Raw genomic sequence first — 20,343 nt, forward strand, 5'->3', positions numbered from 1 at the left:
GTATAGTAGATTGAAACTAGAATAGTACACCTCTACTTCTAAAACATTGTTAGAAATCGATTTGACTGTCTTGATCGATTTGTCCTGTTCTTATTTCATTTCACTATAAAAACGTTTAAAATATCTTCAACAACCTATCGAAATCATCGTAAACACTTCGGATTACGAATGAATTTGATTGCTGGTATTATCAATCATGAACTAGGATTCTAGTTTTGCAGGAAGTCTAATCAAAGTAAAGGAAATCTAGTGCGAGTAAAAATTAATCTCAAATGCTCCTCTTGTGGCAGTATCAATTACCTAACCAGTAAAAATTCAAAAACCCATCCAGACAAGATTGAGGTTTTAAAGTATTGTCCCAAGGAAAGAAAAGTAACCCTACATCTTGAATCTAAGTAGATTTTATGGTAAAATAATAGGGATTGTAAGGAGTTTGATATGTATAACCTATTATTAACCATTTTATTAGTATTATCTGTTGTGATTGTGATTGCGATTTTCATGCAACCAACTAAAAACCAATCCAGCAATGTATTTGATGCCAGCTCAGGTGATTTGTTTGAACGCAGTAAAGCACGCGGTTTCGAAGCTGTGATGCAGCGTTTGACAGGGATTTTAGTCTTTTTCTGGCTAGCCATTGCCTTAGCATTGACGGTATTATCAAGTAGATAAGAAAATAATGGGCAGGACTAGGTCTTTGCCTCTTTTTGTTTTTATATTCTTCAAAAATCTCTTCAAACCACGTCAGCTTTCATCTGCAATCTCAAAACAGTATTTTGAGCTGACTTCGTCAGTTCTATTCACAACCTCAAAACGGTGTTTTGAGCAACCTGCGGCTAGCTTTTTAGTTTGCTCTTTGATTTTTATTGAGTATGAAAGGATGTTTGAGAAGGTTTTACAGTAAAAGAAAATTAAAAAATCTAGAAAGAAAATATGAAAGATAGAATAAAAGAATATTTACAAGATAAGGGAAAGGTGACTGTTAATGATTTGGCTCAGGCTTTGGGAAAAGATAGTTCCAAGGATTTTCGTGAGTTGATTAAAACCTTGTCCCTAATGGAAAGAAAGCATCAGATACGCTTTGAAGAAGATGGTAGTCTGACATTAGAAATTAAGAAAAAACATGAGATTACCCTCAAGGGGATTTTTCATGCCCATAAAAATGGCTTTGGCTTTGTTAGTCTGGAAGGCGAGGAGGACGACCTTTTTGTAGGAAAAAACGATGTCAACTATGCTATTGATGGTGATACCGTTGAGGTAGTGATTAAGAAAGTCGCTGACCGCAATAAGGGAACAGCAGCAGAAGCAAAAATTATTGATATCTTAGAACACAGTTTGACAACTGTTGTAGGTCAAATCGTTCTGGATCAGGAAAAACCTAAGTATGCAGGCTATATCCGTTCGAAAAATCAGAAAATCAGCCAACTCATCTATGTTAAGAAACCAGCCCTTAAACTGGAGGGAACAGAAGTTCTCAAGGTCTTTATCGATAAATACCCAAGCAAGAAACATGATTTCTTTGTCGCGAGTGTTCTCGATGTGGTGGGACACTCAACAGATGTCGGAATTGATGTTCTTGAGGTCTTGGAATCAATGGACATTGTATCCGAGTTTCCAGAAGCTGTTGTCAAGGAAGCAGAAAGTGTGCCTGATGCTCCGTCTAAAAAGGATACGGAAGGTCGTCTGGATCTAAGAGATGAGATTATCTTTACCATCGATGGTGCTGACGCCAAGGACTTGGACGATGCGGTGCATATCAAGGCCTTGAAAAATGGAAATCTGGAGCTTGGTGTTCACATCGCAGATGTTTCCTACTATGTGACCGAGGGGTCTGCCCTTGATAAGGAAGCTCTTAACCGCGCAACTTCTGTCTATGTGACTGACCGTGTGGTTCCAATGCTTCCAGAACGACTATCAAATGGCATCTGTTCTCTCAATCCCCAAGTTGACCGTCTGACCCAGTCTGCTATTATGGAGATTGATAAACATGGTCGTGTAGTCAACTACACCATCACACAAACGGTTATCAAGACAAGCTATCGGATGACCTATAGCGATGTCAATGATATCCTAGCAAGCGACGAGGAAAAGAGACAAGAGTATCAGAAAATTGTTCCTAGTATCGAACTTATGGCCAAACTTCACGAAAGGCTAGAAAACATGCGTGTGAAACGTGGAGCCCTCAATTTCGATACCAATGAAGCCAAGATTTTAGTGGATAAACAAGGTAAGCCTGTTGATATCGTTCTTCGTCAGCGTGGTGTTGCCGAGCGGATGATTGAGTCTTTTATGTTGATGGCCAATGAAACAGTTGCCGAGCATTTCAGCAAGCTGGACCTACCTTTTATCTATCGAATTCACGAGGAGCCTAAGGCTGAAAAGGTTCAGAAGTTTATTGATTATGCTTCGAGTTTCGGTATTCGAATCTATGGGACTGCTAGTGAAATGAGTCAAGAGGCACTTCAAGATATTATGCGAGCAGTTGAGGGGGAACCTTATGCAGATGTATTGTCCATGATGCTTCTTCGCTCCATGCAGCAGGCTCGTTATTCGGAGTATAATCACGGGCATTATGGACTTGCGGCTGACTATTATACTCACTTTACTAGTCCGATTCGTCGTTATCCAGACCTTCTTGTTCACCGTATGATTCGTGATTACGGCCGTTCTAAGGAAATAGCAGAGCATTTTGAGCAAGTGATTCCAGAGATTGCGACCCAGTCTTCCAACCGTGAACGTCGTGCCATTGAGGCTGAGCGTGAAGTCGAAGCCATGAAAAAGGCTGAGTATATGGAAGAATACGTGGGCGAAGAGTACGATGCGGTTGTGTCCAGCATTGTCAAGTTTGGTCTCTTTGTTGAATTGCCAAACACAGTTGAAGGCTTGATTCACATCACAAATCTACCTGAATTTTATCATTTCAATGAGCGTGATTTGACTCTTCGTGGGGAGAAATCAGGAACAACTTTCCGTGTAGGTCAGCAAATCCGTATCCGAGTTGAAAGAGCCGACAAGATGACGGGTGAAATTGACTTCTCTTACATCCCAAGTGAGTTTGATGTGATTGAAAAAGGCTTAAAACAGTCTAATCGTAGTGACAGAGGGCGTGGTTCAAATCGTCGTTCAGATAAGAAGGAAGATAAGAGAAAATCAGGACGCTCAAATGATAAGCGCAAGCATTCACAAAAAGACAAGAAGAAAAAAGGAAAGAAACCTTTTTACAAGGAAGTAGCTAAGAAAGGAGCCAAGCATGGCAAAGGGCGAGGGAAAGGTCGTCGCACAAAATAAAAAGGCGCGCCACGACTATACAATCATAGATACGCTAGAGGCAGGGATGGTTCTGACTGGAACTGAAATCAAGAGTGTACGAGCTGCTCGAATCAATCTCAAGGATGGCTTTGCCCAAGTAAAAAATGGAGAGGTCTGGTTGAGCAATGTCCATATCGCTCCTTACGAAGAGGGCAATATCTGGAACCAAGAACCAGAACGTCGTCGTAAACTCCTGCTCCATAAAAAGCAAATCCAAAAGTTGGAACAAGAGACTAAAGGGACAGGAATGACCCTGGTTCCTCTTAAAGTCTATATCAAAGACGGTTATGCCAAGCTTCTTTTAGGTTTAGCTAAAGGGAAGCATGACTACGATAAGAGAGAGTCTATCAAACGTCGTGAGCAAAACCGCGACATCGCGCGCGTGATGAAAGCTGTTAATCAGCGATAAAAAGAGGAATTGAAAATGGAAAAATTAGTTGCCTATAAACGCATGCCTTTGTAGACTAAAGAAACCATGCCTGAAGCTGTTCAGCAAAAGCACAATACAAAAGTTGGGACTTGGGGAAAATTACTGTCTTGAAGGGAGCTCTCAAGTTTATTGAATTGACAGAAGAAGGGGAAGTTCTAGCTGAACACCTCTTTGAAGCAGGGGCAGATAATCCCATGGCACAACCACAAGTCTGGCACCGAGTGGAAGCTGCCACAGATGATGTGGAATGGTACTTGGAATTTTATTGTAAACCTGAGGATTATTTCCCTAAGAAATACAATACCAATCCTTTTCATTCAGAGGTTCTAGAGGCCATGCAGACAGTAAAACCAGGGAAAGCTTTGGATTTGGGTTGTGGTCAGGGGCGCAATTCTCTTTTTCTAGCCCAGCAAGGTTTTGATGTGACGGCTGTAGATCAAAATGACCTGACCCTTGAAATCTTGCAAAGTATTGTGGAGCAAGAAGATCTGGACATGACTGTTGGTCTTTACGATATCAATTCAGCTAGCATTGGGCAAGAATATGATTTTATCGTATCAACTGTTGTTCTCATGTTTCTACAAGCAGACTGCATTCCAGCTATTATTCAAAATATGCAGGATAAAACCAGTGTTGGTGGCTATAATCTTATCGTTTGTGCTATGGACACGGAGGATTATCCTTGCTCAGTGAACTTCCCATTCACCTTTAAAGAAGGGGAATTGGCAGACTATTACAAGGATTGGGAATTGGTTAAGTACAATGAAAATCCAGGCCATTTGCACCGTCGCGATGAAAATGGCAATCGTATTCAACTACGCTTTGCGACCATGCTAGCCAAGAAAATCAAATAAAAATGAATGAAGATTAGGAATTTTCCTGATCTTTTTTCTTTTTTACGAATAATATAGAAAAGGAGGGAAATCATGTTTGTTGCGAGAGATGCTAGGGGAAAATTGGTAAATGTGTTAGAGGATAAGCTTGAGAAGCAAGCATACACCTGCCCAGCTTGTGGAGGTCAGCTTCGTTTGCGTCAAGGACCAAGTGTACGGACCCATTTTGCCCATAAATCCTTAAAAGACTGTGATTATTCCTCTGAAAATGAAAGTTCAGAACATCTGGCCAATAAGGAATCACTTTATCACTGGTTGAAAAAAGATTCAGAGGTTCAATTAGAATACCTGCTTCCAGAACTTAAACAGATTGCGGATGTGTTTGTAAATGGCAATCTAGCTTTAGAGGTTCAATGTAGTCCCTTGCCACAAAAAGTTCTTAAAGAGCGCAGTGAGGGTTATCGTAGCCAGGGTTACCAAGTACTGTGGCTACTGGGAGAAAAACTTTGGCTCAAGGAGCGTTTGACTCGTCTGCAACAAGGTTTTCTCTATTTTAGTCAAAACATGGGCTTTTATGTTTGGGAAGTAGACAAGGGAAAGCAGATTTTAAGGCTTAAATATCTCATACACCAGGATCTTCGAGGTAAACTCCATTATCAAATCAAGGAATTTCCCTGTGGTCAAGGTAGTCTACTGGAGATATTACGTTTTCCCTATAAGAAACAAAAAATATCTCATTTTACAGTTTCTGAGGATAAGGACATCTGTTGTTATATCCGGCAACAACTGTACTATCAAAATCCCATTTGGATGAAAGAACAAGCAGAAGCCTATCAAAAGGGAGAAAATGTCCTGACTTATGGGCTGAAAGAATGGTATCCACAAATTCGACCACTAGTAGGTGATTTTTGCCAAATTGAGAAGGATTTGACCAGCTATTATCAGTATTTTCAAATCTATTACCAAGAAAATCCTCAAAATGATTGGCAAAAGCTTTATCCACCAGCCTTTTATCAGCAATATTTCTTGAAAAATATGGTAGAATAGAAAGGATGGAGGAATCTAATGGTATTACAAAGAAACGAAATAAATGAAAAAGATACATGGGATCTATCAACGATCTACCCAACTGACCAGGCTTGGGAAGAAGCCTTAAAAGATTTAACAGAACAGCTGGAGACAGTAGCCCAGTATGAAGGCCATCTCTTGGATAGTGCGGATAGCCTACTCGAAATTACTGAATTTTCTCTTGAAATGGAACGCCAGATGGAGAAGCTTTACGTTTATGCTCATATGAAGAATGATCAGGATACACGTGAAGCTAAGTATCAAGAGTACTATGCCAAAGCAATGACACTCTATAGTCAGCTAGACCAAGCCTTTTCATTCTATGATCCTGAATTTATGGAAATTAGTGAAAAGCAGTATGCTGACTTTTTAGAGTCTCAACCAAAATTGCAGGTTTATCAACACTATTTTGACAAGCTTTTGCAAGGAAAGGATCATGTTCTTTCACAACGCGAAGAAGAATTATTAGCTGGAGCTGGAGAAATCTTTGGTTCAGCAAGCGAAACCTTCGCTATTTTGGACAATGCGGATATTGTGTTCCCTTATGTCCTCGACGATGATGGTAAGGAAGTTCAGCTATCTCATGGGACCTACACACGTTTGATGGAGTCTAAAAATCGTGAGATTCGCCGTGGGGCCTATCAAGCCCTTTATGCGACTTACGAACAATTCCAACACACCTATGCTAAAACCTTGCAAACCAATGTTAAGGTGCAAAACTATCGTGCTAAAGTTCGCAACTACAAGAGCGCTCGTCATGCAGCCCTAGCGGCTAATTTTGTTCCAGAAAATGTTTATGACAATTTGGTAGCAGCAGTTCGCAAGCATTTGCCACTCTTGCATCGTTACCTTGAACTTCGTTCAAAAATCTTGGGAATTTCAGATCTCAAGATGTACGATGTCTACACACCACTTTCATCTGTTGAATATAGTTTTACCTACCAAGAAGCCTTGAGAAAAGCAGAAGATGCCTTGGCAGTCTTGGGTGAGGATTACTTGAGCCGTGTTAAACGTGCCTTCAGCGAGCGTTGGATTGATGTTTACGAAAACCAAGGAAAGCGTTCAGGTGCCTATTCTGGTGGTTCTTACGATACCAATGCCTTTATGCTTCTTAACTGGCAGGACAATCTGGACAATCTCTTTACTCTTGTTCATGAAACAGGTCACAGTATGCATTCAAGCTATACTCGTGAAACGCAACCTTATGTTTACGGAGATTATTCGATCTTCTTGGCTGAGATTGCCTCAACGACCAATGAAAATATCTTGACGGAGAAATTATTGGAAGAAGTGGAAGACGATGCAACGCGCTTTGCTATTCTCAATAACTTCCTAGACGGTTTCCGTGGGACAGTTTTCCGCCAAACTCAATTTGCTGAGTTTGAACACGCGATTCACCAAGCGGATCAAAATGGTGAAGTCTTGACAAGCGATTTCTTAAATAAACTCTATGCTGACTTGAACCAAGAGTATTATGGTTTGAGTAAGGAAGACAATCCGGAAATCCAATACGAGTGGGCTCGGATTCCACACTTCTACTATAACTACTATGTATACCAATATTCAACAGGCTTTGCGGCGGCCTCAGCCTTGGCTGAAAAAATTGTCCATGGTAGTCAAGAAGACCGTGACCGCTATATCGACTACCTCAAGGCAGGTAAATCTGACTATCCACTTAATGTCATGAGAAAAGCTGGCGTTGATATGGAGAAGGAAGACTATCTCAACGATGCCTTTGCAGTCTTTGAACGTCGTTTGAATGAGTTTGAAGCCCTTGTTGAAAAATTGGGATTGGCGTAAGATGGTTGAATCGTATAGTAAAAATGCCAACCATAACATGCGTCGCCCTGTCGTCAAGGAAGAAATTGTAGACTTGATGCGTCAGCGTCAAAAGCAAGTCACAGGTTCCTTGAAAGAATTGGAAGACTTTGCCCGCAAGGAAAATATTCCCATTATTCCCCATGAAACGGTTGTTTATTTCAGGTTTCTCATGGAAACCATGCAACCTAAAAACATTCTGGAAATTGGGACGGCTATCGGTTTTTCAGCTCTCTTGATGGCAGAGCATGCGCCAAATGCTAAGATTACAACCATTGACCGTAATCCAGAAATGATTGGTTTTGCCAAGGAAAATTTTGCCCAGTTTGACAGTCGCAAGCAAATCACTCTCCTAGAGGGAGATGCGGTAGACGTCTTATCTACACTGACAGAGTCTTATGATTTCGTCTTTATGGATTCTGCCAAGTCTAAATACATCGTCTTTCTGCCAGAAATCCTCAAACATTTGGAAGTTGGAGGTGTGGTTGTCTTGGATGATATTTTTCAAGGTGGTGATGTTGCCAAGGACATTATGGAAGTTCGTCGTGGCCAGCGAACCATTTATCGAGGACTTCAAAGACTATTTGATGCAACCTTAGACAATCCAGGACTCACCGCAACATTAGTACCTCTGGGGGACGGCATTCTCATGCTTCGTAAAAATGTAGCAGATGTTCAATTGCCTGACAGCGAATGATTTTCAGAAAAATTTAAGAAAATATAGTAAAATAGATAGAGTAACACTTATCTCAAAGGAGTAGACATGAAGAAAAAACTATTGGCAGGTGCCATTACACTATTATCAGTAGCAACTTTAGCAGCTTGTTCGAAAGGTTCAGAAGGGGCAGACCTTATCAGCATGAAAGGGGATGTCATCACAGAACATCAATTTTATGAGCAAGTGAAAAGCAACCCTTCAGCCCAACAAGTCTTGTTAAATATGACCATCCAAAAAGTTTTTGAAAAACAATATGGCTCAGAGCTTGATGATAAAGAGGTTGATGATACTATTGCCGAAGAAGAAAAACAATATGGTGAAAACTACCAACGTGTCTTGTCACAAGCAGGTATGACTCTTGAAACACGTAAAGCTCAAATTCGTACAAGTAAATTAGTTGAGTTGGCAGTTAAGAAGGCAGCAGAAGCTGAATTGACAGATGATGCTTACAAGAAGGCCTTTGACGAATACACTCCAGATGTAACGGCTCAAATCATCCGTTTGGACAATGAAGACAAGGCCAAAGAAGTTCTCGAAAAAGCCAAGGCAGAAGGTGCTGATTTTGCTCAATTAGCCAAAGATAACTCAACTGATGAAAAAACAAAAGAAAATGGTGGAGAAATTACCTTTGATTCTGCTTCAACGGAAGTACCTGAGCAAGTCAAGAAAGCCGCTTTCGCTTTAGATGTAAACGGCGTTTCTGATGTGATTACAGCAACTGGCACACAAGCCTACAGTAGCCAATATTACATTGTAAAACTCATTAAGAAAACAGAAAAATCATCTAATATTGATGACTACAAAGAAAAATTAAAAACTGTTATCTTGACTCAAAAACAAAATGATTCAACATTTGTTCAAAGCATTATCGGAAAAGAATTGCAAGCAGTCAATATCAAGGTTAAGGACCAAGCCTTCCAAAATATCTTTACCCAATATATCGGTGGTGGAGATTCAAGCTCAAGCAGTAGTACATCAAACGAATAGTCCAAATCAATAAGTCAGGGAAAAAACTCGACTTCAGGAAAAAATGAAGTAAATCTTCCCACAATAAAACGCATAGTACAAGGTTTTCAATACCTGATATTATGCGTTTTTTGATTTTAAAGACTTTTTGACTAGCCCCATTTTTTAACTTAATACTCAGTGAAAAGCAAAGATTAAACTAGGAAGCTAGCTGTAGGCTGCTCAAAGAACAGCTTTGAGGTTGCAGATAAGTCTTATGAGGTCACCAACATATATAATGTGAAGCTGACGTGGTTTGAATAGATTTTAGAAGAGTATGAGTTGGAAGTTTTAATGGATAATGCAAGATTCCATAGAATGGGTAAGCTAGAGTTCTTATGTGAAGAGTTTGGGCATAAACTTTTACCTCTTCCTCCCTACTCATCTTATACTCAATGAAAATCAAAGAGCAAACTAGGAAACTAGTCGCAGGTTGTACTTGAGTACGGCAAGGCGACGTTGACGCGGTTTGAAGAGATTTTCGAAGAGTATTAGTATAGAAAAGTGAATCTGAACTAGTACATCACTGCTTCTAAAACATTCTTATAAATTGATTTAAATTCTCAAATCAATTTATTCAGTTCATATTTCATTTTGCTCTACAATTCTATTGAGAAGACATGTGTTCATATCAAAAAGGTATTGGCAAGTTGCAATACCTTTTTACGAGTCTCTTTTGTCTTATTTTTGTTTCAACTGACTATATCTCCAGAAGACTAGGCTATAATTATGATTGATAAGAAGTATCATTCCAAGTATCAAGAGTGAATGTTTCAAAATCATGGGTTTCTAGAATGGTCAGGCTGGCATTTGCTAGACCGCCATCTTTACGAAGAAGTGGTTCTTTATAACCTAGAAGAGTACGAATACTGGCAGTAAGATTAGCGCCATGCCCGACAATCAGAATACGCTCAGCTGGACTATCTTTTAATGATTTGATAAATTGGATTGTCCGTTGCGTGGTGCTATAGAGGGATTCGGCTCCAAACATTTGAGTGTCAAATTGAGCAAGATTAGTACGGAAAGCCTGGATTTGTTGCGGGTAAATAGCTTCCAAGGTTGCAATTTTCAAACCTTCTAATTTACCTAGCTGCCATTCACGGAGATTCGGAACACTTTCTAAAGGACAGGGTGTCTTGAGTTGACTTTGGATAATCTCGGCAGATTTGACAGCTCGAGGTAAATCACTTGAATAAATCTGATCAAAAGGAATTTCCTTGAGATATTGGCCAAGTCGTTTTAGGGTTTCAATGGATTCAGGAAGAAGAGGAGAATCACCGCTAGCACCTTGAAAACGACCTTCTTGGTTCCAGACCGTACGACCGTGGCGGACAAAGTAGAGTTTCATTACTTGCTGTCCTCCAAAATATCTACAAAGTCAGCCTTTACAAAGTTAGCCAAGTCTTGTGGCGCGACGATAATGCTATGACCAACTTCCCCAGCAGAAACAATCATTTGATTCAAGTCGAGAGCGATTTTATCGATAAAAATGGGGTAATTATGTTTTTGACGAATACCAACAGGATTATTGGCTCCATGAATATAACCTGTTGTTTTTTCCAAGTCCTTTTGTGGAATCATGTTCACTTTTTTATTGCCAGAAATTTTGGCTAGTTTCTTTTCCGACAGGTGTTGAGTGATAGGGACAATTCCAATAATCGGTCCTGTCTTGTCTCCTAAAAGAGCCAAGGTTTTGAAAATCTGATCTCGTTCATAACCTTGAGGCAGCTCTCCTTCCAGGGCATTGATTTGAATCCCCTGATGTGGGATGCCTGCTTTCGACAGGATTTGTTCCACCAATGTTTTTTTGATTTTTACTTTTTTTGCCATTATTTATACTTATCCTCCAATTGGCTCATCCAAATACCAAGCCAGATTCCCAGCGCAAAGAAGAAGACGATGATGACATACCCAACAAGAGAAAGGCCAGTGTATTGGATACTTTCAGCGTTTCCTGCATTTGGAATTAAGATCAAAAGGGTACTTGATAGGACGATACCGATGATGAAATGATAGACGCGTGAGTGGTAGTTGTTTAAGGCATAATCCATCAATTTTGAAAAAACGATGAGAGTTGCACCTGCACCAATTCCAATCGGAAAGAAGGTTCCCAAGAGATCAAAAGTTTTAAAACCAGTCAACATAGGAGCATAGAGTCCCAAAATCAAAAGTAAATTTGATGGGCTGAGGCCAGGAACCAAGACGCCAAGGGCCAATAGTGCGCCTGCTAGGACGAAGTTAAGAAAGCTGGCGCTTAAGGTTCCAACGACAAAATTTAAGGCATAGAGTCCTAATCCAGAAATGATAAAGGTTGTCCATAACCAAGCTAAATCAATCTTGTCTCGGTCAGATTCTCGAGTTGATTCTTTGAGGAGGCTAGGAACTGTACCGATAATAGCTCCCGCAAAGCTCCATAATACAAAGACCTGATAATTTTCAAGCAGGTATTCAATCGGGTAGGAAAATAAGCCGATTCCCAGAAGCATACCGATGGCAACTGGAATAAAGTACAAAACATTTTCTTTAAGGTCTTTAAAGGGATGGGCCAGAAAGCCAATCATTCGTTCATAGATTCCTAAGATTGCTGCTAGAACCCCTCCGGAAATTCCCGGTAGGATAAATCCAAGAGCAATTACAATCCCTTTAATAACGCGTGCTAACCATGAGAGCATATAGTTCCTCCAACTATTTCTATTTCAAAAAATCCTTACTATATTGTATCACAATCAGACACAAAAAGAAAAAGCAAATGATAAACAAATGCTTTTAAGGTTTTAAAAAAAGCTTTCGAAAGGTTTCTTCTTTATTTTTTAAGGGAGAGATAACGTTGATATCTAAATCGTGGTCAAAGCCGGCAATTTTTCCTTTAGATGTGTATTGGTGAATATCATAATCTAAATCAGTTTTAGGACTGCTCTCCAAAAATCCTGAGTCTGAGCCGTAGGACGGAATCCAAACAGAGGTAAACTTGCCTGTATCAATACTGTGTTCTTCCATGAAGTAGACACCAACGTAGATGCCGATGTTTTTAGCACCTAGTGATGCTAGTTTTGCTCGAAAGTTTTCGACACCTTCGTTCATATTAGACATGGTTTTGTCTTCCACGTCAAGCCAATAGTAACTAGGGCTGTAAGGAGAGGCAGCATTGTAGAAAACTTCGGCAGCCTTTTCCATTTCTTGGACACTTTTTCCAGCGACATAAGCGTAGACAGCAACTGGGACATTCCGCTTTTGAAGTTCAGTGATATGACTCTTATAGGCCTTATCTATTCCATTGATAAAGGAAGCATCATTTTCTTTTGTCGTTTGAGCACCACTGTGAACACGAACAATAGCGCCTGAAATATTTTGTGAGAGGGCATCGTAGTTGATTTCCTCAGGACGCTGCCAGCCAGAGAGGTCAATAATCGGTTTGTCTAAGTGTTTCAAAGCCTGTGCTTCAATCTGTGCTATATTGGATTTTGTTTTAAAGGATTGGTTGTCATTAAGTGGGCGATTGATGATTAAAATGAACATCATAATCCCAAAAAAACCAAATAAAATAAGTGGATGAATTTGTTTTCTCATATCTCATAATTTTACCTTAAAAATGAAAAAAAATCAAAAAAAATGGGTTAAGGAAAGGACTTTGGAGCATTTTTTCATTCAAGGGCGCGGAATGATTTGAAATATGGTATAATAAAAGGGAATTTCTACAGAAAAGAGAAGATTATGTCAAATTTTGCCATTATTTTAGCAGCGGGTAAAGGGACTCGCATGAAATCTGATTTGCCAAAAGTGTTGCACAATGTTGCGGGTATTTCTATGCTGGAACATGTTTTCCGTAGTGTGGGAGCTATCCAACCTGAAAAGACAGTAACAGTTGTAGGACACAAGGCAGAATTGGTTGAGGAGGTCTTGGCTGGACAGACAGAATTTGTGACTCAATCTGAACAGTTAGGGACAGGCCATGCAGTTATGATGACAGAGCCAATCTTAGAAGGTTTGTCCGGTCACACCTTGGTCATTGCAGGAGATACTCCTTTAATCACTGGTGAAAGTTTGAAAAACTTGATTGATTTCCACATCAATCATAAAAATGTGGCCACTATCTTGACTGCTGAAACGGATAATCCTTTTGGCTATGGACGAATTGTTCGTAATGACAATGCTGAGGTTCTTCGTATTGTTGAGCAAAAGGATGCCACAGATTTTGAAAAACAAATCAAGGAAATCAACACTGGAACATACGTTTTTGACAACGAACGTTTGTTTGAGGCTTTGAAAAATATCAATACCAACAATGCTCAAGGAGAATACTATATCACAGATGTCATTGGCATTTTCCGTGAAGCCGGTGAAAAAGTTGGTGCTTATACTTTGAAAGATTTTGATGAAAGTCTTGGTGTAAATGACCGTGTGGCTCTTGCGACTGCTGAGTCAGTCATGCGTCGTCGTATCAATCATAAACACATGGTCAACGGTGTTAGCTTTGTCAATCCAGAGGCAACTTATATTGATATTGATGTTGAGATTGCGCCTGAAGTTCAAATCGAAGCCAATGTTACCTTGAAGGGGCAAACGAAAATTGGTGCTGAGACTGTTTTGACAAATGGTACTTATGTAGTGAATAGCACTATCGGAGCAAGAGCGATTATTACCAATTCTATGATTGAGGAAAGTAGTGTTGCAGACGGTGTGACAGTCGGTCCTTATGCCCACATTCGTCCAGGTTCAAGTCTGGGTGCCCAAGTTCATATTGGAAACTTTGTTGAGGTTAAAGGGTCTTCTATCGGTGAGAATAGCAAGGCTGGTCATTTGACTTATATCGGAAACTGTGAAGTGGGTAGCAAGGTTAATTTTGGTGCAGGAACCATTACAGTCAACTATGACGGCAAAAACAAATACAAGACAGTCATTGGCAACAATGTCTTTGTTGGTTCAAATTCAACCATTATTGCGCCAGTAGAACTTGGTGACAATTCCCTCGTTGGGGCTGGTTCAACTATTACTAAAGATGTGCCAGCGGATGCGATTGCTATTGGTCGCGGTCGTCAGGTCAATAAAGACGAATATGCAACACGTCTTCCTCATCATCCTAAGAATCAGTAGGAGCCTATCATGGAATTTGAAGAAAAAACGCTTAGCCGAAAAGAAATCTATCAAGGACCAATATTTAAACTGGTCCAAGATCAGGTTGAATTACCAGAAGGTAAGGGAACTGCCCAACGGGATTTGATTTTCCACAATGGAGCTGTCTGTGTTTTAGCGGTAACGGATGAACAAAAACTCATCTTGGTCAAGCAGTACCGCAAAGCCATTGAGGCAGTCTCTTACGAAATTCCAGCAGGAAAATTGGAAGTAGGAGAAAATACAGACCCTGTGGCAGCAGCTCTGCGTGAATTAGAGGAAGAAACAGCTTATACAGGGAAGTTAGAACTCTTGTACGATTTTTACTCAGCCATTGGCTTTTGTAATGAAAAGTTAAAACTATACATAGCCAGCGATTTGACAAGGGTAGAAAATCCGCGTCCCCAAGATGACGATGAGACCTTGGAAGTCCTTGAAGTGAACTTAGAAGAAGCCAAGGAATTGATCCAATCAGGTCATATCTGTGATGCCAAGACAATTATGGCTGTTCAATATTGGGAATTGCACAAAAAATAGAGGAGGTCAATATGGGTAAACCTTTATTAACGGATGAAATGATTGAAAGGGCTAATAGAGGCGAAAAAATTTCAGGTCCTCCTTTGCTAGATGATAATGAGGAGACAAAAATTTTACCAACCTCTTCTTCCCGTTTTGGTTATGCCAATCCTAAGGATCATGGTTTTAGCCAGGAAACCTTGAAGATTCAGGTCGAACCGTCTATTCATAAAAGCCGTCGCATTGAAAACACCAAGAGAAATGTCTTCAATTCTAAACTGAATAAAATCTTATTTGCAGTCATCTTTCTCTTGATTTTGCTTGTCTTAGCAATGAAACTGTTGTAATAGAAAAGGAATTGAAATGAAAATAGGAATTATTGCAGCTATGCCAGAAGAACTGGCTTATTTAGTCCAGCATTTAGACAATGCCCAAGAGCAAGTTGTTTTGGGGAATACCTATCATACAGGAAGCATTGCCTCGCATGAAGTCGTTCTTGTAGAAAGTGGAATTGGTAAGGTCATGTCTGCTATGAGTGTGGCGATTTTGGCTGATCATTTTCAAGTGGATGCTTTGATTAACACGGGATCTGCTGGAGCAGTAGCAGAGGGTATCGCTGTTGGGGATGTCGTGATTGCTGACAAATTAGCCTATCATGATGTGGATGTCACAGCTTTTGGCTATGCTTATGGACAAATGGCGCAACAACCGCTTTATTTCGAATCAGATAAAACCTTTGTTGCCAAAATCCAAGAGAGTTTATCTCAATTGGACCAGAACTGGTATCTTGGTTTGATTGCTACAGGAGATAGTTTTGTTGCAGGAAATGATAAGATAGAAGCGATTAAGTCTCATTTCCCAGAAGTTTTAGCAGTTGAGATGGAAGGAGCAGCTATTGCTCAGGCATCGCATGCCCTTAATCTCCCAGTTTTAGTTATCCGAGCTATGAGTGACAATGCCAACAATGAAGCAAACATCTCTTTTGATGAGTTTATTATCGAAGCTGGACGTCGCTCTGCCCAAGTCTTATTAGCCTTTTTGAAGGCCTTAAATTAAGCGAAAATTTGACAGTTTTTCTAGCTTATGATAAGATTTAAGTAAAGAAAAGCTAGAAAACGTTTCAGAGGATATTATGAGTATTGAAATGACCGTCAGTGAGATTGCAGAGGTCTTAGGATTATCTCGCCAAGCAATCAATAACCGTGTCAAAGAATTACCAGAAGAAGACACAGATAAAAATGACAAAGGGGTAACAGTCGTTACCAGAAGTGGCTTGATTAAGCTAGAAGAAATCTATAAAAAAACGATTTTTGAAGATGAGCCTGTCAGTGAAGATGTCAAGCAACGTGAACTGATGGAGATTCTGGTTGATGAGAAGAATGCAGAAATTCTTCGTCTTTATGAACAATTAAAAGCCAAGGATCGTCAGTTATCAGAAAAAGACGAGCAGATGCGTATCAAAGACCGTCAGATTGCTGAGAAAGACAAACAACTGGATCAGCAGCAACAATTGACCCTTCAAGCTATGAAGGATCAAGAAAATCTTAAGCTAGAGCTGGACCAAGCAAAAGAAGAAGTCCAATCCACTAAGAAAGGCTTTTTTGCTCGTTTATTTGGAGGATAATCAAGGAGCTGTTTAGGTTACATGCTAACCTGATGGCTTCTTTTGTTTGTGAATAGTATAGTTGATTAGAATAGAGACAGTAGAGGAGAGGTACAGAATGGAACGATTAGAAGATTACATTGCTTTTGATTTAGAATTTAATCAGCACGAAGGACAAACACACTTGATTCAAGTATCGGCAGTGCGTTTTAGAGATGGTCGGGAAATCGATGCTTATGATTCCTATGTTCATACCAGTGTCCCTCTAAAAAGCTTTATCAATGGTTTGACCGGGATTACAGCTGAGACCTTAAAAGATGCTCCTCCAGTTGAGAAAGTCTTAGAAGAATTCCAAGAGTTTGTGGGTTCTTTGCTGATGATAGGCTACAATGCTGCTAAAAGTGATTTACCTATTTTAGCAGAGCATGGTTTAGACTATAGCCAACAGTACAAGGTGGATTTGTATGATGAAGCTTTTGAACGTCGGAGTTCAGATTTACATGGTATTGCCAATCTCAAATTGCAAACTGTTGCCTCATTTCTTGGATTTCAAGGTCAGTCTCATAATAGTTTAGAGGATGCTCGGATGACGGCGCGTGTTTACGAATCCTTCTTAGAGTCGGATCAAGCTAGGGAATTGTTAGAGACAGAAAGTAGCTTATCAAACAATCCTTTTGGTGGCTTGGACTTGTCTCAATTATTTGACTAGGAGTGCCTATGAAACCTGAAAAACCTAAAAAATTGGGTCTTAAACAGATTTACCTCAATCTTGATAAAATCCTCTTTCTATTTTTCTTGATTTTTATGATAGTGGAGTATTTGTGGGTACCATTCAATTCATGGTTGGCTAGCTTCTTATTAGATCAGACAGGTTATCTTTTTATTTCCTATAACAATGTCTTAGCCATCCTTACTCATTCTCCATTGATTAGTCTAGCTTTTTTAGCCTTGATTGTAATTAATCTTCTGGTTGCTTATTTTCAAATAGGACTCCTCTTTATTGGTGCTCGTCATCTCCTCTATCATGAAAAGCGAAGGCTAATTGAGTATATCCGCAAGGTTTTCCATGAAAGTTTTGGATTTATGAAAAAGCTAACTTGCGCTAAAGCCTTGTTTATCTTTTTCTATATAGCTATGCTTTTTCCTTTTATACGGAAAATGCTGAAGATTTATTATCTTAATAAAATCGTCATTCCAGAGTTTATCCAAGCTTATTTAGAAGATAAATATTGGATGTGGTGGTTGAGCATCCTACTTCTATCTCTTATCTTTCTCTATGTCTCTGTCAGATTGATGTTTGCCCTTCCGAAGATTGTATATGATCAGCTGACTGTTCGAGAATCAGTGATGTTTAGCTTGGAGAAAACCAAGAAGAGAGTTACTTTTTATGCTTGGAATTTATTTTACATCTTGCTCAAAGCACATTTATTATTTTATCTTCCTTTGATTCCTTTATTATTGGCTCAAACTTTGGTAGATGATATCACTCAGAGAGAGTCTCTGATTCTTGGTATTTTGAATTTTGTCATGATTAAAAATCTCTATTATATGGCTCTGACTTATTTTTTGGTTAAATTTGTTTCATTTTTGACAGGAAAGGAGCTGGATATGCTTCCTAGGAGAGAAAAAGATCACATCGTGCGATGGGGTGTCATGACTTGTGCCAGTCTTTTCTTTGCCTTAGAAGGTTATATTTATCTGGAGGCTCCCATGGTTCATCTACCTCAACTTATTTCTCACCGAGGGGTTTCCAATGCAAATGGGATTCAAAATACAGTAGAGTCCTTGGAAACTACAGCACAACTCAAACCAGACTTGGTGGAGACGGACGTGCAGGAAACAAAAGATGGGCAGTTTGTCATGATGCATGATGCTAACTTGAAAAATCTAGCAGGTATCAATAAAAGTCCTCAAGACTTAAACTTGGAGGAGCTTAAAGGGATTGATATTTTTGAAAATGGCTACCAGACTAAAATTTCAAGCTTTGAAGATTATCTCAGTCGAGCCAACGAACTTGGTCAAAAATTACTAATTGAAATTAAAACCAGTAAAAAAGATAGTCCAGACATGATGAACCACTTTTTAGCCCGTTATGCTGCAAAGCTCAAGATTTATGGACATCAAATCCAGTCTTTAGACTACCATGTTGTCGAAAAAGTAAGACAGTATGATGCCGAACTGCCAGTTTATTTCATCATGCCCTACAATTCTGTCTTTCCTAAAACAAGAGCGACAGGATATACTATGGAGTACTCAACCTTGGATGAATATTTTGTAAGCAAACTATGGACAACGGATCAGAAACTTTATGTCTGGACTGTCAATGATTCAGAAGCTATCAGCAAATCTCTTCACTTAGGAGTAGATGGAGTGATTACAGATGATTTGGAAAAAGTTCAGCGGGAAATAGAAGTAGCCCAAGAAGATCCAGAATATACGGATTTGCTCTTGAAAAAAGCATTGGAATTCTTTGAATTTTAGTAATAAAAAAGAGGAACAACTATTCCTTCCGTGATAGGTAAGTATTTTTCGGAGAGCCTGTTTTTTTATTTGCTGAGTCTAGGATAGTTCTTGCTGGCGATAGATAGCAAGACGAACAGCTTCTTTTGAATGTCATATAAATTTAAAATTTCTGAAAATAACGAAAAATATACTAAATTTTCAAATAAGGAGCCTCTAAATCCTTTAAAATAAGCAACATGCATATATATATAATCATCGATTTTCTAAAACAAAGTGAGGTTGAAGGAAGGGAACTAAGTTGATATAATGAAGTATTAGTAAACACTGGGCTTTTTGTCATTTGTTTAAGATGAAAAAAGGTCATGTTTTCCTGTTTTTATTGCGAGTTGATGCCTGCATGACCATGGCTAGAGGAGCAAAGACAGGGTAGAAAGAAAGGTAAAAAACCATGAAACAGTTTAAAATGAATGAGCGCCAACGCTTTTCTATATGCAAGTTTTCAATTGGAGCAGTCTCAGTCTTGCTAGGGTCTGTCTTTTTTATAGCTAATCCAGCGACAGAAGTCCAGGCGGCGGAAGTAAATACAGAAGTGGTCAGTCAGGATGGAAATGGCAACACTGGGAATCCATCTGTCTTACCGCCATCAGATACAAGCAATCAAAATCTTAACGTAGAACAAGAAGGGGATAAACCAAAAACTCAAGAGACAGATAAAGAAGAGCAAGACAGCCAAGCTAAAGATGGTGAAGGAAAAGCTGAGTCAACAGTAGAGAATAAAGGTGATGAAAAAGTTGATGGTGTAGTTAAACCTGTATCTGGTGAATTATCTACTGTGTCCGAGGTAGAAAAAGATAAAAAAGAAGTACAACCAGAGTTGGAAGAAAAATCCTCAATTATCAAAGAAGAAGCTAATAGAGAAGATAAGATAGATCAATCTCAAGAAGAAGATGGGGATCAGTTATATGATAAATTGATAGATGCATCTAAAAGATTGAAAGAATCCAATCCTGAGTCGGCAGCAGCTTTTAAAAACTTAGCAGATACTATCAACGAAAAGTTAGGACTTTCAGACGACGGAAAGATTTCTGGAGAACTTGTCGAAAAAGCTCACAAGTTACTAGATGGTAATCAAGTGATGATGTCAAAAAATGATAGTGAGGAAAATTCTGAGGAAAGAGGAGTTCATGTAAGAAAAAGACGGAATATAGCAGGATTAACAATTGGGAGATGGAATGCAGTACGTAAACAAATAGAAGTTTCTAATATACTAGTAGTACCAGGTGGAGATAGAGTATTTGGTAATATTTTGAAAATTAGTGCTAAATCAAATCATGAGAAAATTACTAGCATATCTGTAACTGGTCATGAAAACATGGGGTTAAAGGTCGAATCTTCTGTCAATGGGAGTGAAGCATCTTTGACTTTCGACGGAATTACTCCGCGCAGGGGTCAGTATTTATTGAATGTAACA

General features: G+C 39.3%; 20 protein-coding genes and 3 pseudogenes. 19 read left to right on the top strand and 4 right to left on the bottom strand.

Annotation, left to right across the window (positions count from 1 at the left end; genetic code table 11):
• Positions 1 to 105 precede the first annotated feature (105 nt).
• The 11 genes and pseudogenes from HT669_RS02085 to HT669_RS02135 form a co-directional block, all read left to right on the top strand.
• A pseudogene (locus HT669_RS02085) lies at positions 106 to 213 on the top strand (IS5/IS1182 family transposase); the annotation flags it as partial.
• A gap of 36 nt (positions 214 to 249) precedes the next feature.
• Entirely contained in the window at positions 250 to 399 is a 150-nt protein-coding gene (gene rpmG, locus HT669_RS02090) for a 50S ribosomal protein L33 (protein WP_001809104.1), read from the top strand.
• A gap of 39 nt (positions 400 to 438) precedes the next feature.
• Complete coding sequence (secG, locus tag HT669_RS02095) at positions 439 to 672, top strand: preprotein translocase subunit SecG (RefSeq protein WP_000282517.1); 234 nt, start codon at positions 439 to 441, stop codon at positions 670 to 672.
• A gap of 261 nt (positions 673 to 933) precedes the next feature.
• A complete protein-coding gene (gene rnr / locus HT669_RS02100) occupies positions 934 to 3,288 on the top strand; it encodes a ribonuclease R (protein WP_055356930.1) in 2,355 nt (784 codons plus the stop codon).
• The gene (gene smpB, locus HT669_RS02105) at positions 3,251 to 3,718 is read left to right on the top strand and encodes an SsrA-binding protein SmpB (RefSeq protein WP_001051744.1); all 468 of its coding nucleotides are present in this window, start codon (positions 3,251 to 3,253) and stop codon (positions 3,716 to 3,718) included. Before rnr ends, smpB begins: the two co-directional genes overlap by 38 nt.
• A 110-nt stretch (positions 3,719 to 3,828) precedes the next feature.
• Positions 3,829 to 4,593 (top strand): SAM-dependent methyltransferase TehB, encoded by a 765-nt coding sequence (gene tehB / locus HT669_RS02110; protein ID WP_007285037.1) that lies wholly within the window; start codon positions 3,829 to 3,831, stop codon positions 4,591 to 4,593.
• A 72-nt stretch (positions 4,594 to 4,665) separates the two neighbouring features.
• Positions 4,666 to 5,619 (top strand): competence protein CoiA family protein, encoded by a 954-nt coding sequence (locus HT669_RS02115; RefSeq protein WP_000495916.1) that lies wholly within the window; start codon positions 4,666 to 4,668, stop codon positions 5,617 to 5,619.
• 18 nt (positions 5,620 to 5,637) lie between these two features.
• A complete protein-coding gene (gene pepF, locus HT669_RS02120; RefSeq protein ID WP_000244148.1) occupies positions 5,638 to 7,440 on the top strand; it encodes an oligoendopeptidase F in 1,803 nt (600 codons plus the stop codon).
• A 1-nt stretch (position 7,441) separates the two neighbouring features.
• Entirely contained in the window at positions 7,442 to 8,155 is a 714-nt protein-coding gene (locus tag HT669_RS02125) for an O-methyltransferase (protein ID WP_007285038.1), read from the top strand.
• Positions 8,156 to 8,221: 66 nt separating this feature from the next.
• On the top strand, positions 8,222 to 9,163 hold the full coding sequence (gene prsA, locus HT669_RS02130; RefSeq protein ID WP_000727950.1) for a peptidylprolyl isomerase PrsA: 942 nt from the start codon (positions 8,222 to 8,224) through the stop codon (positions 9,161 to 9,163).
• A 306-nt stretch (positions 9,164 to 9,469) separates the two neighbouring features.
• A pseudogene (locus tag HT669_RS02135) lies at positions 9,470 to 9,565 on the top strand (IS630 family transposase); the annotation flags it as partial.
• A gap of 343 nt (positions 9,566 to 9,908) precedes the next feature.
• On the opposite strand, the gene HT669_RS02140 reads toward HT669_RS02135, so the two are convergent.
• The 4 genes from HT669_RS02140 to HT669_RS02155 all read right to left on the bottom strand — a co-directional run bounded on the left by HT669_RS02140 (position 9,909) and on the right by HT669_RS02155 (position 12,748).
• On the bottom strand, positions 9,909 to 10,529 hold the full coding sequence (locus HT669_RS02140) for a histidine phosphatase family protein (protein ID WP_023932732.1): 621 nt from the start codon (positions 10,527 to 10,529) through the stop codon (positions 9,909 to 9,911).
• On the bottom strand, positions 10,529 to 11,011 hold the full coding sequence (locus tag HT669_RS02145; protein ID WP_101514854.1) for an aminoacyl-tRNA deacylase: 483 nt from the start codon (positions 11,009 to 11,011) through the stop codon (positions 10,529 to 10,531). Before HT669_RS02145 ends, HT669_RS02140 begins: the two co-directional genes overlap by 1 nt.
• Complete coding sequence (locus HT669_RS02150; protein ID WP_172933614.1) at positions 11,011 to 11,853, bottom strand: DUF368 domain-containing protein; 843 nt, start codon at positions 11,851 to 11,853, stop codon at positions 11,011 to 11,013. The genes HT669_RS02145 and HT669_RS02150 overlap by 1 nt, the downstream gene beginning before the upstream one ends.
• Positions 11,854 to 11,947: 94 nt before the next feature.
• Positions 11,948 to 12,748, bottom strand: coding sequence for a glycoside hydrolase family 25 protein (locus tag HT669_RS02155; protein WP_001231218.1), 801 nt, complete (start codon positions 12,746 to 12,748; stop codon positions 11,948 to 11,950).
• 144 nt (positions 12,749 to 12,892) lie between these two features.
• Here HT669_RS02155 and glmU point away from each other — a divergent pair, with 144 nt between their 5' ends.
• The 8 genes and pseudogenes from glmU to HT669_RS11350 all read left to right on the top strand — a co-directional run.
• Entirely contained in the window at positions 12,893 to 14,272 is a 1,380-nt protein-coding gene (gene glmU / locus HT669_RS02160; RefSeq protein WP_055356932.1) for a bifunctional UDP-N-acetylglucosamine diphosphorylase/glucosamine-1-phosphate N-acetyltransferase GlmU, read from the top strand.
• Positions 14,273 to 14,281: 9 nt separating this feature from the next.
• Positions 14,282 to 14,827, top strand: coding sequence for an NUDIX hydrolase (locus tag HT669_RS02165; RefSeq protein WP_100104014.1), 546 nt, complete (start codon positions 14,282 to 14,284; stop codon positions 14,825 to 14,827).
• Positions 14,828 to 14,838: 11 nt separating this feature from the next.
• Entirely contained in the window at positions 14,839 to 15,153 is a 315-nt protein-coding gene (gene macP / locus HT669_RS02170) for a cell wall synthase accessory phosphoprotein MacP (protein ID WP_000517865.1), read from the top strand.
• 16 nt (positions 15,154 to 15,169) lie between these two features.
• Positions 15,170 to 15,862, top strand: coding sequence for a 5'-methylthioadenosine/adenosylhomocysteine nucleosidase (locus HT669_RS02175; RefSeq protein WP_101514853.1), 693 nt, complete (start codon positions 15,170 to 15,172; stop codon positions 15,860 to 15,862).
• 76 nt (positions 15,863 to 15,938) lie between these two features.
• On the top strand, positions 15,939 to 16,430 hold the full coding sequence (gene rocS, locus HT669_RS02180) for a chromosome segregation protein RocS (RefSeq protein WP_000021242.1): 492 nt from the start codon (positions 15,939 to 15,941) through the stop codon (positions 16,428 to 16,430).
• A 97-nt stretch (positions 16,431 to 16,527) separates the two neighbouring features.
• Positions 16,528 to 17,118, top strand: a complete 591-nt coding sequence (locus HT669_RS02185) for a 3'-5' exonuclease (protein WP_000440254.1) — start codon at positions 16,528 to 16,530, stop codon at positions 17,116 to 17,118.
• 8 nt (positions 17,119 to 17,126) lie between these two features.
• Positions 17,127 to 18,890: a glycerophosphodiester phosphodiesterase gene (locus tag HT669_RS02190; protein WP_023941518.1), complete on the top strand. Its 1,764-nt coding sequence runs from the start codon at positions 17,127 to 17,129 to the stop codon at positions 18,888 to 18,890.
• A gap of 445 nt (positions 18,891 to 19,335) precedes the next feature.
• Positions 19,336 to 19,437: pseudogene (locus HT669_RS11350) on the top strand (YSIRK-type signal peptide-containing protein); the annotation flags it as partial.
• Positions 19,438 to 20,343: the final 906 nt, after the last annotated feature.

This window comes from Streptococcus sp. 2100, from assembly GCF_013276335.1.
Classification (GTDB): domain Bacteria; phylum Bacillota; class Bacilli; order Lactobacillales; family Streptococcaceae; genus Streptococcus; species Streptococcus pseudopneumoniae.

What these genes read in the sequence shown, in the direction of transcription:
- HT669_RS02175 (WP_101514853.1), top strand. Translation starts at nt 15,170, where the DNA reads ATGAAAATAGGAATTATTGCAGCTATGCCAGAAGAACTGGCTTATTTA.
- HT669_RS02190 (WP_023941518.1), top strand. Translation starts at nt 17,127, where the DNA reads ATGAAACCTGAAAAACCTAAAAAATTGGGTCTTAAACAGATTTACCTC.
- HT669_RS02145 (WP_101514854.1), bottom strand. Translation starts at nt 11,011, where the DNA reads ATGGCAAAAAAAGTAAAAATCAAAAAAACATTGGTGGAACAAATCCTG.
- HT669_RS02140 (WP_023932732.1), bottom strand. Translation starts at nt 10,529, where the DNA reads ATGAAACTCTACTTTGTCCGCCACGGTCGTACGGTCTGGAACCAAGAA.
- glmU (WP_055356932.1), top strand. Translation starts at nt 12,893, where the DNA reads ATGTCAAATTTTGCCATTATTTTAGCAGCGGGTAAAGGGACTCGCATG.
- prsA (WP_000727950.1), top strand. Translation starts at nt 8,222, where the DNA reads ATGAAGAAAAAACTATTGGCAGGTGCCATTACACTATTATCAGTAGCA.
- smpB (WP_001051744.1), top strand. Translation starts at nt 3,251, where the DNA reads ATGGCAAAGGGCGAGGGAAAGGTCGTCGCACAAAATAAAAAGGCGCGC.
- HT669_RS02165 (WP_100104014.1), top strand. Translation starts at nt 14,282, where the DNA reads ATGGAATTTGAAGAAAAAACGCTTAGCCGAAAAGAAATCTATCAAGGA.
- HT669_RS02125 (WP_007285038.1), top strand. Translation starts at nt 7,442, where the DNA reads ATGGTTGAATCGTATAGTAAAAATGCCAACCATAACATGCGTCGCCCT.
- HT669_RS02155 (WP_001231218.1), bottom strand. Translation starts at nt 12,748, where the DNA reads ATGAGAAAACAAATTCATCCACTTATTTTATTTGGTTTTTTTGGGATT.
- HT669_RS02150 (WP_172933614.1), bottom strand. Translation starts at nt 11,853, where the DNA reads ATGCTCTCATGGTTAGCACGCGTTATTAAAGGGATTGTAATTGCTCTT.
- HT669_RS02185 (WP_000440254.1), top strand. Translation starts at nt 16,528, where the DNA reads ATGGAACGATTAGAAGATTACATTGCTTTTGATTTAGAATTTAATCAG.
- rnr (WP_055356930.1), top strand. Translation starts at nt 934, where the DNA reads ATGAAAGATAGAATAAAAGAATATTTACAAGATAAGGGAAAGGTGACT.
- macP (WP_000517865.1), top strand. Translation starts at nt 14,839, where the DNA reads ATGGGTAAACCTTTATTAACGGATGAAATGATTGAAAGGGCTAATAGA.
- rocS (WP_000021242.1), top strand. Translation starts at nt 15,939, where the DNA reads ATGAGTATTGAAATGACCGTCAGTGAGATTGCAGAGGTCTTAGGATTA.
- HT669_RS02115 (WP_000495916.1), top strand. Translation starts at nt 4,666, where the DNA reads ATGTTTGTTGCGAGAGATGCTAGGGGAAAATTGGTAAATGTGTTAGAG.
- pepF (WP_000244148.1), top strand. Translation starts at nt 5,638, where the DNA reads ATGGTATTACAAAGAAACGAAATAAATGAAAAAGATACATGGGATCTA.
- secG (WP_000282517.1), top strand. Translation starts at nt 439, where the DNA reads ATGTATAACCTATTATTAACCATTTTATTAGTATTATCTGTTGTGATT.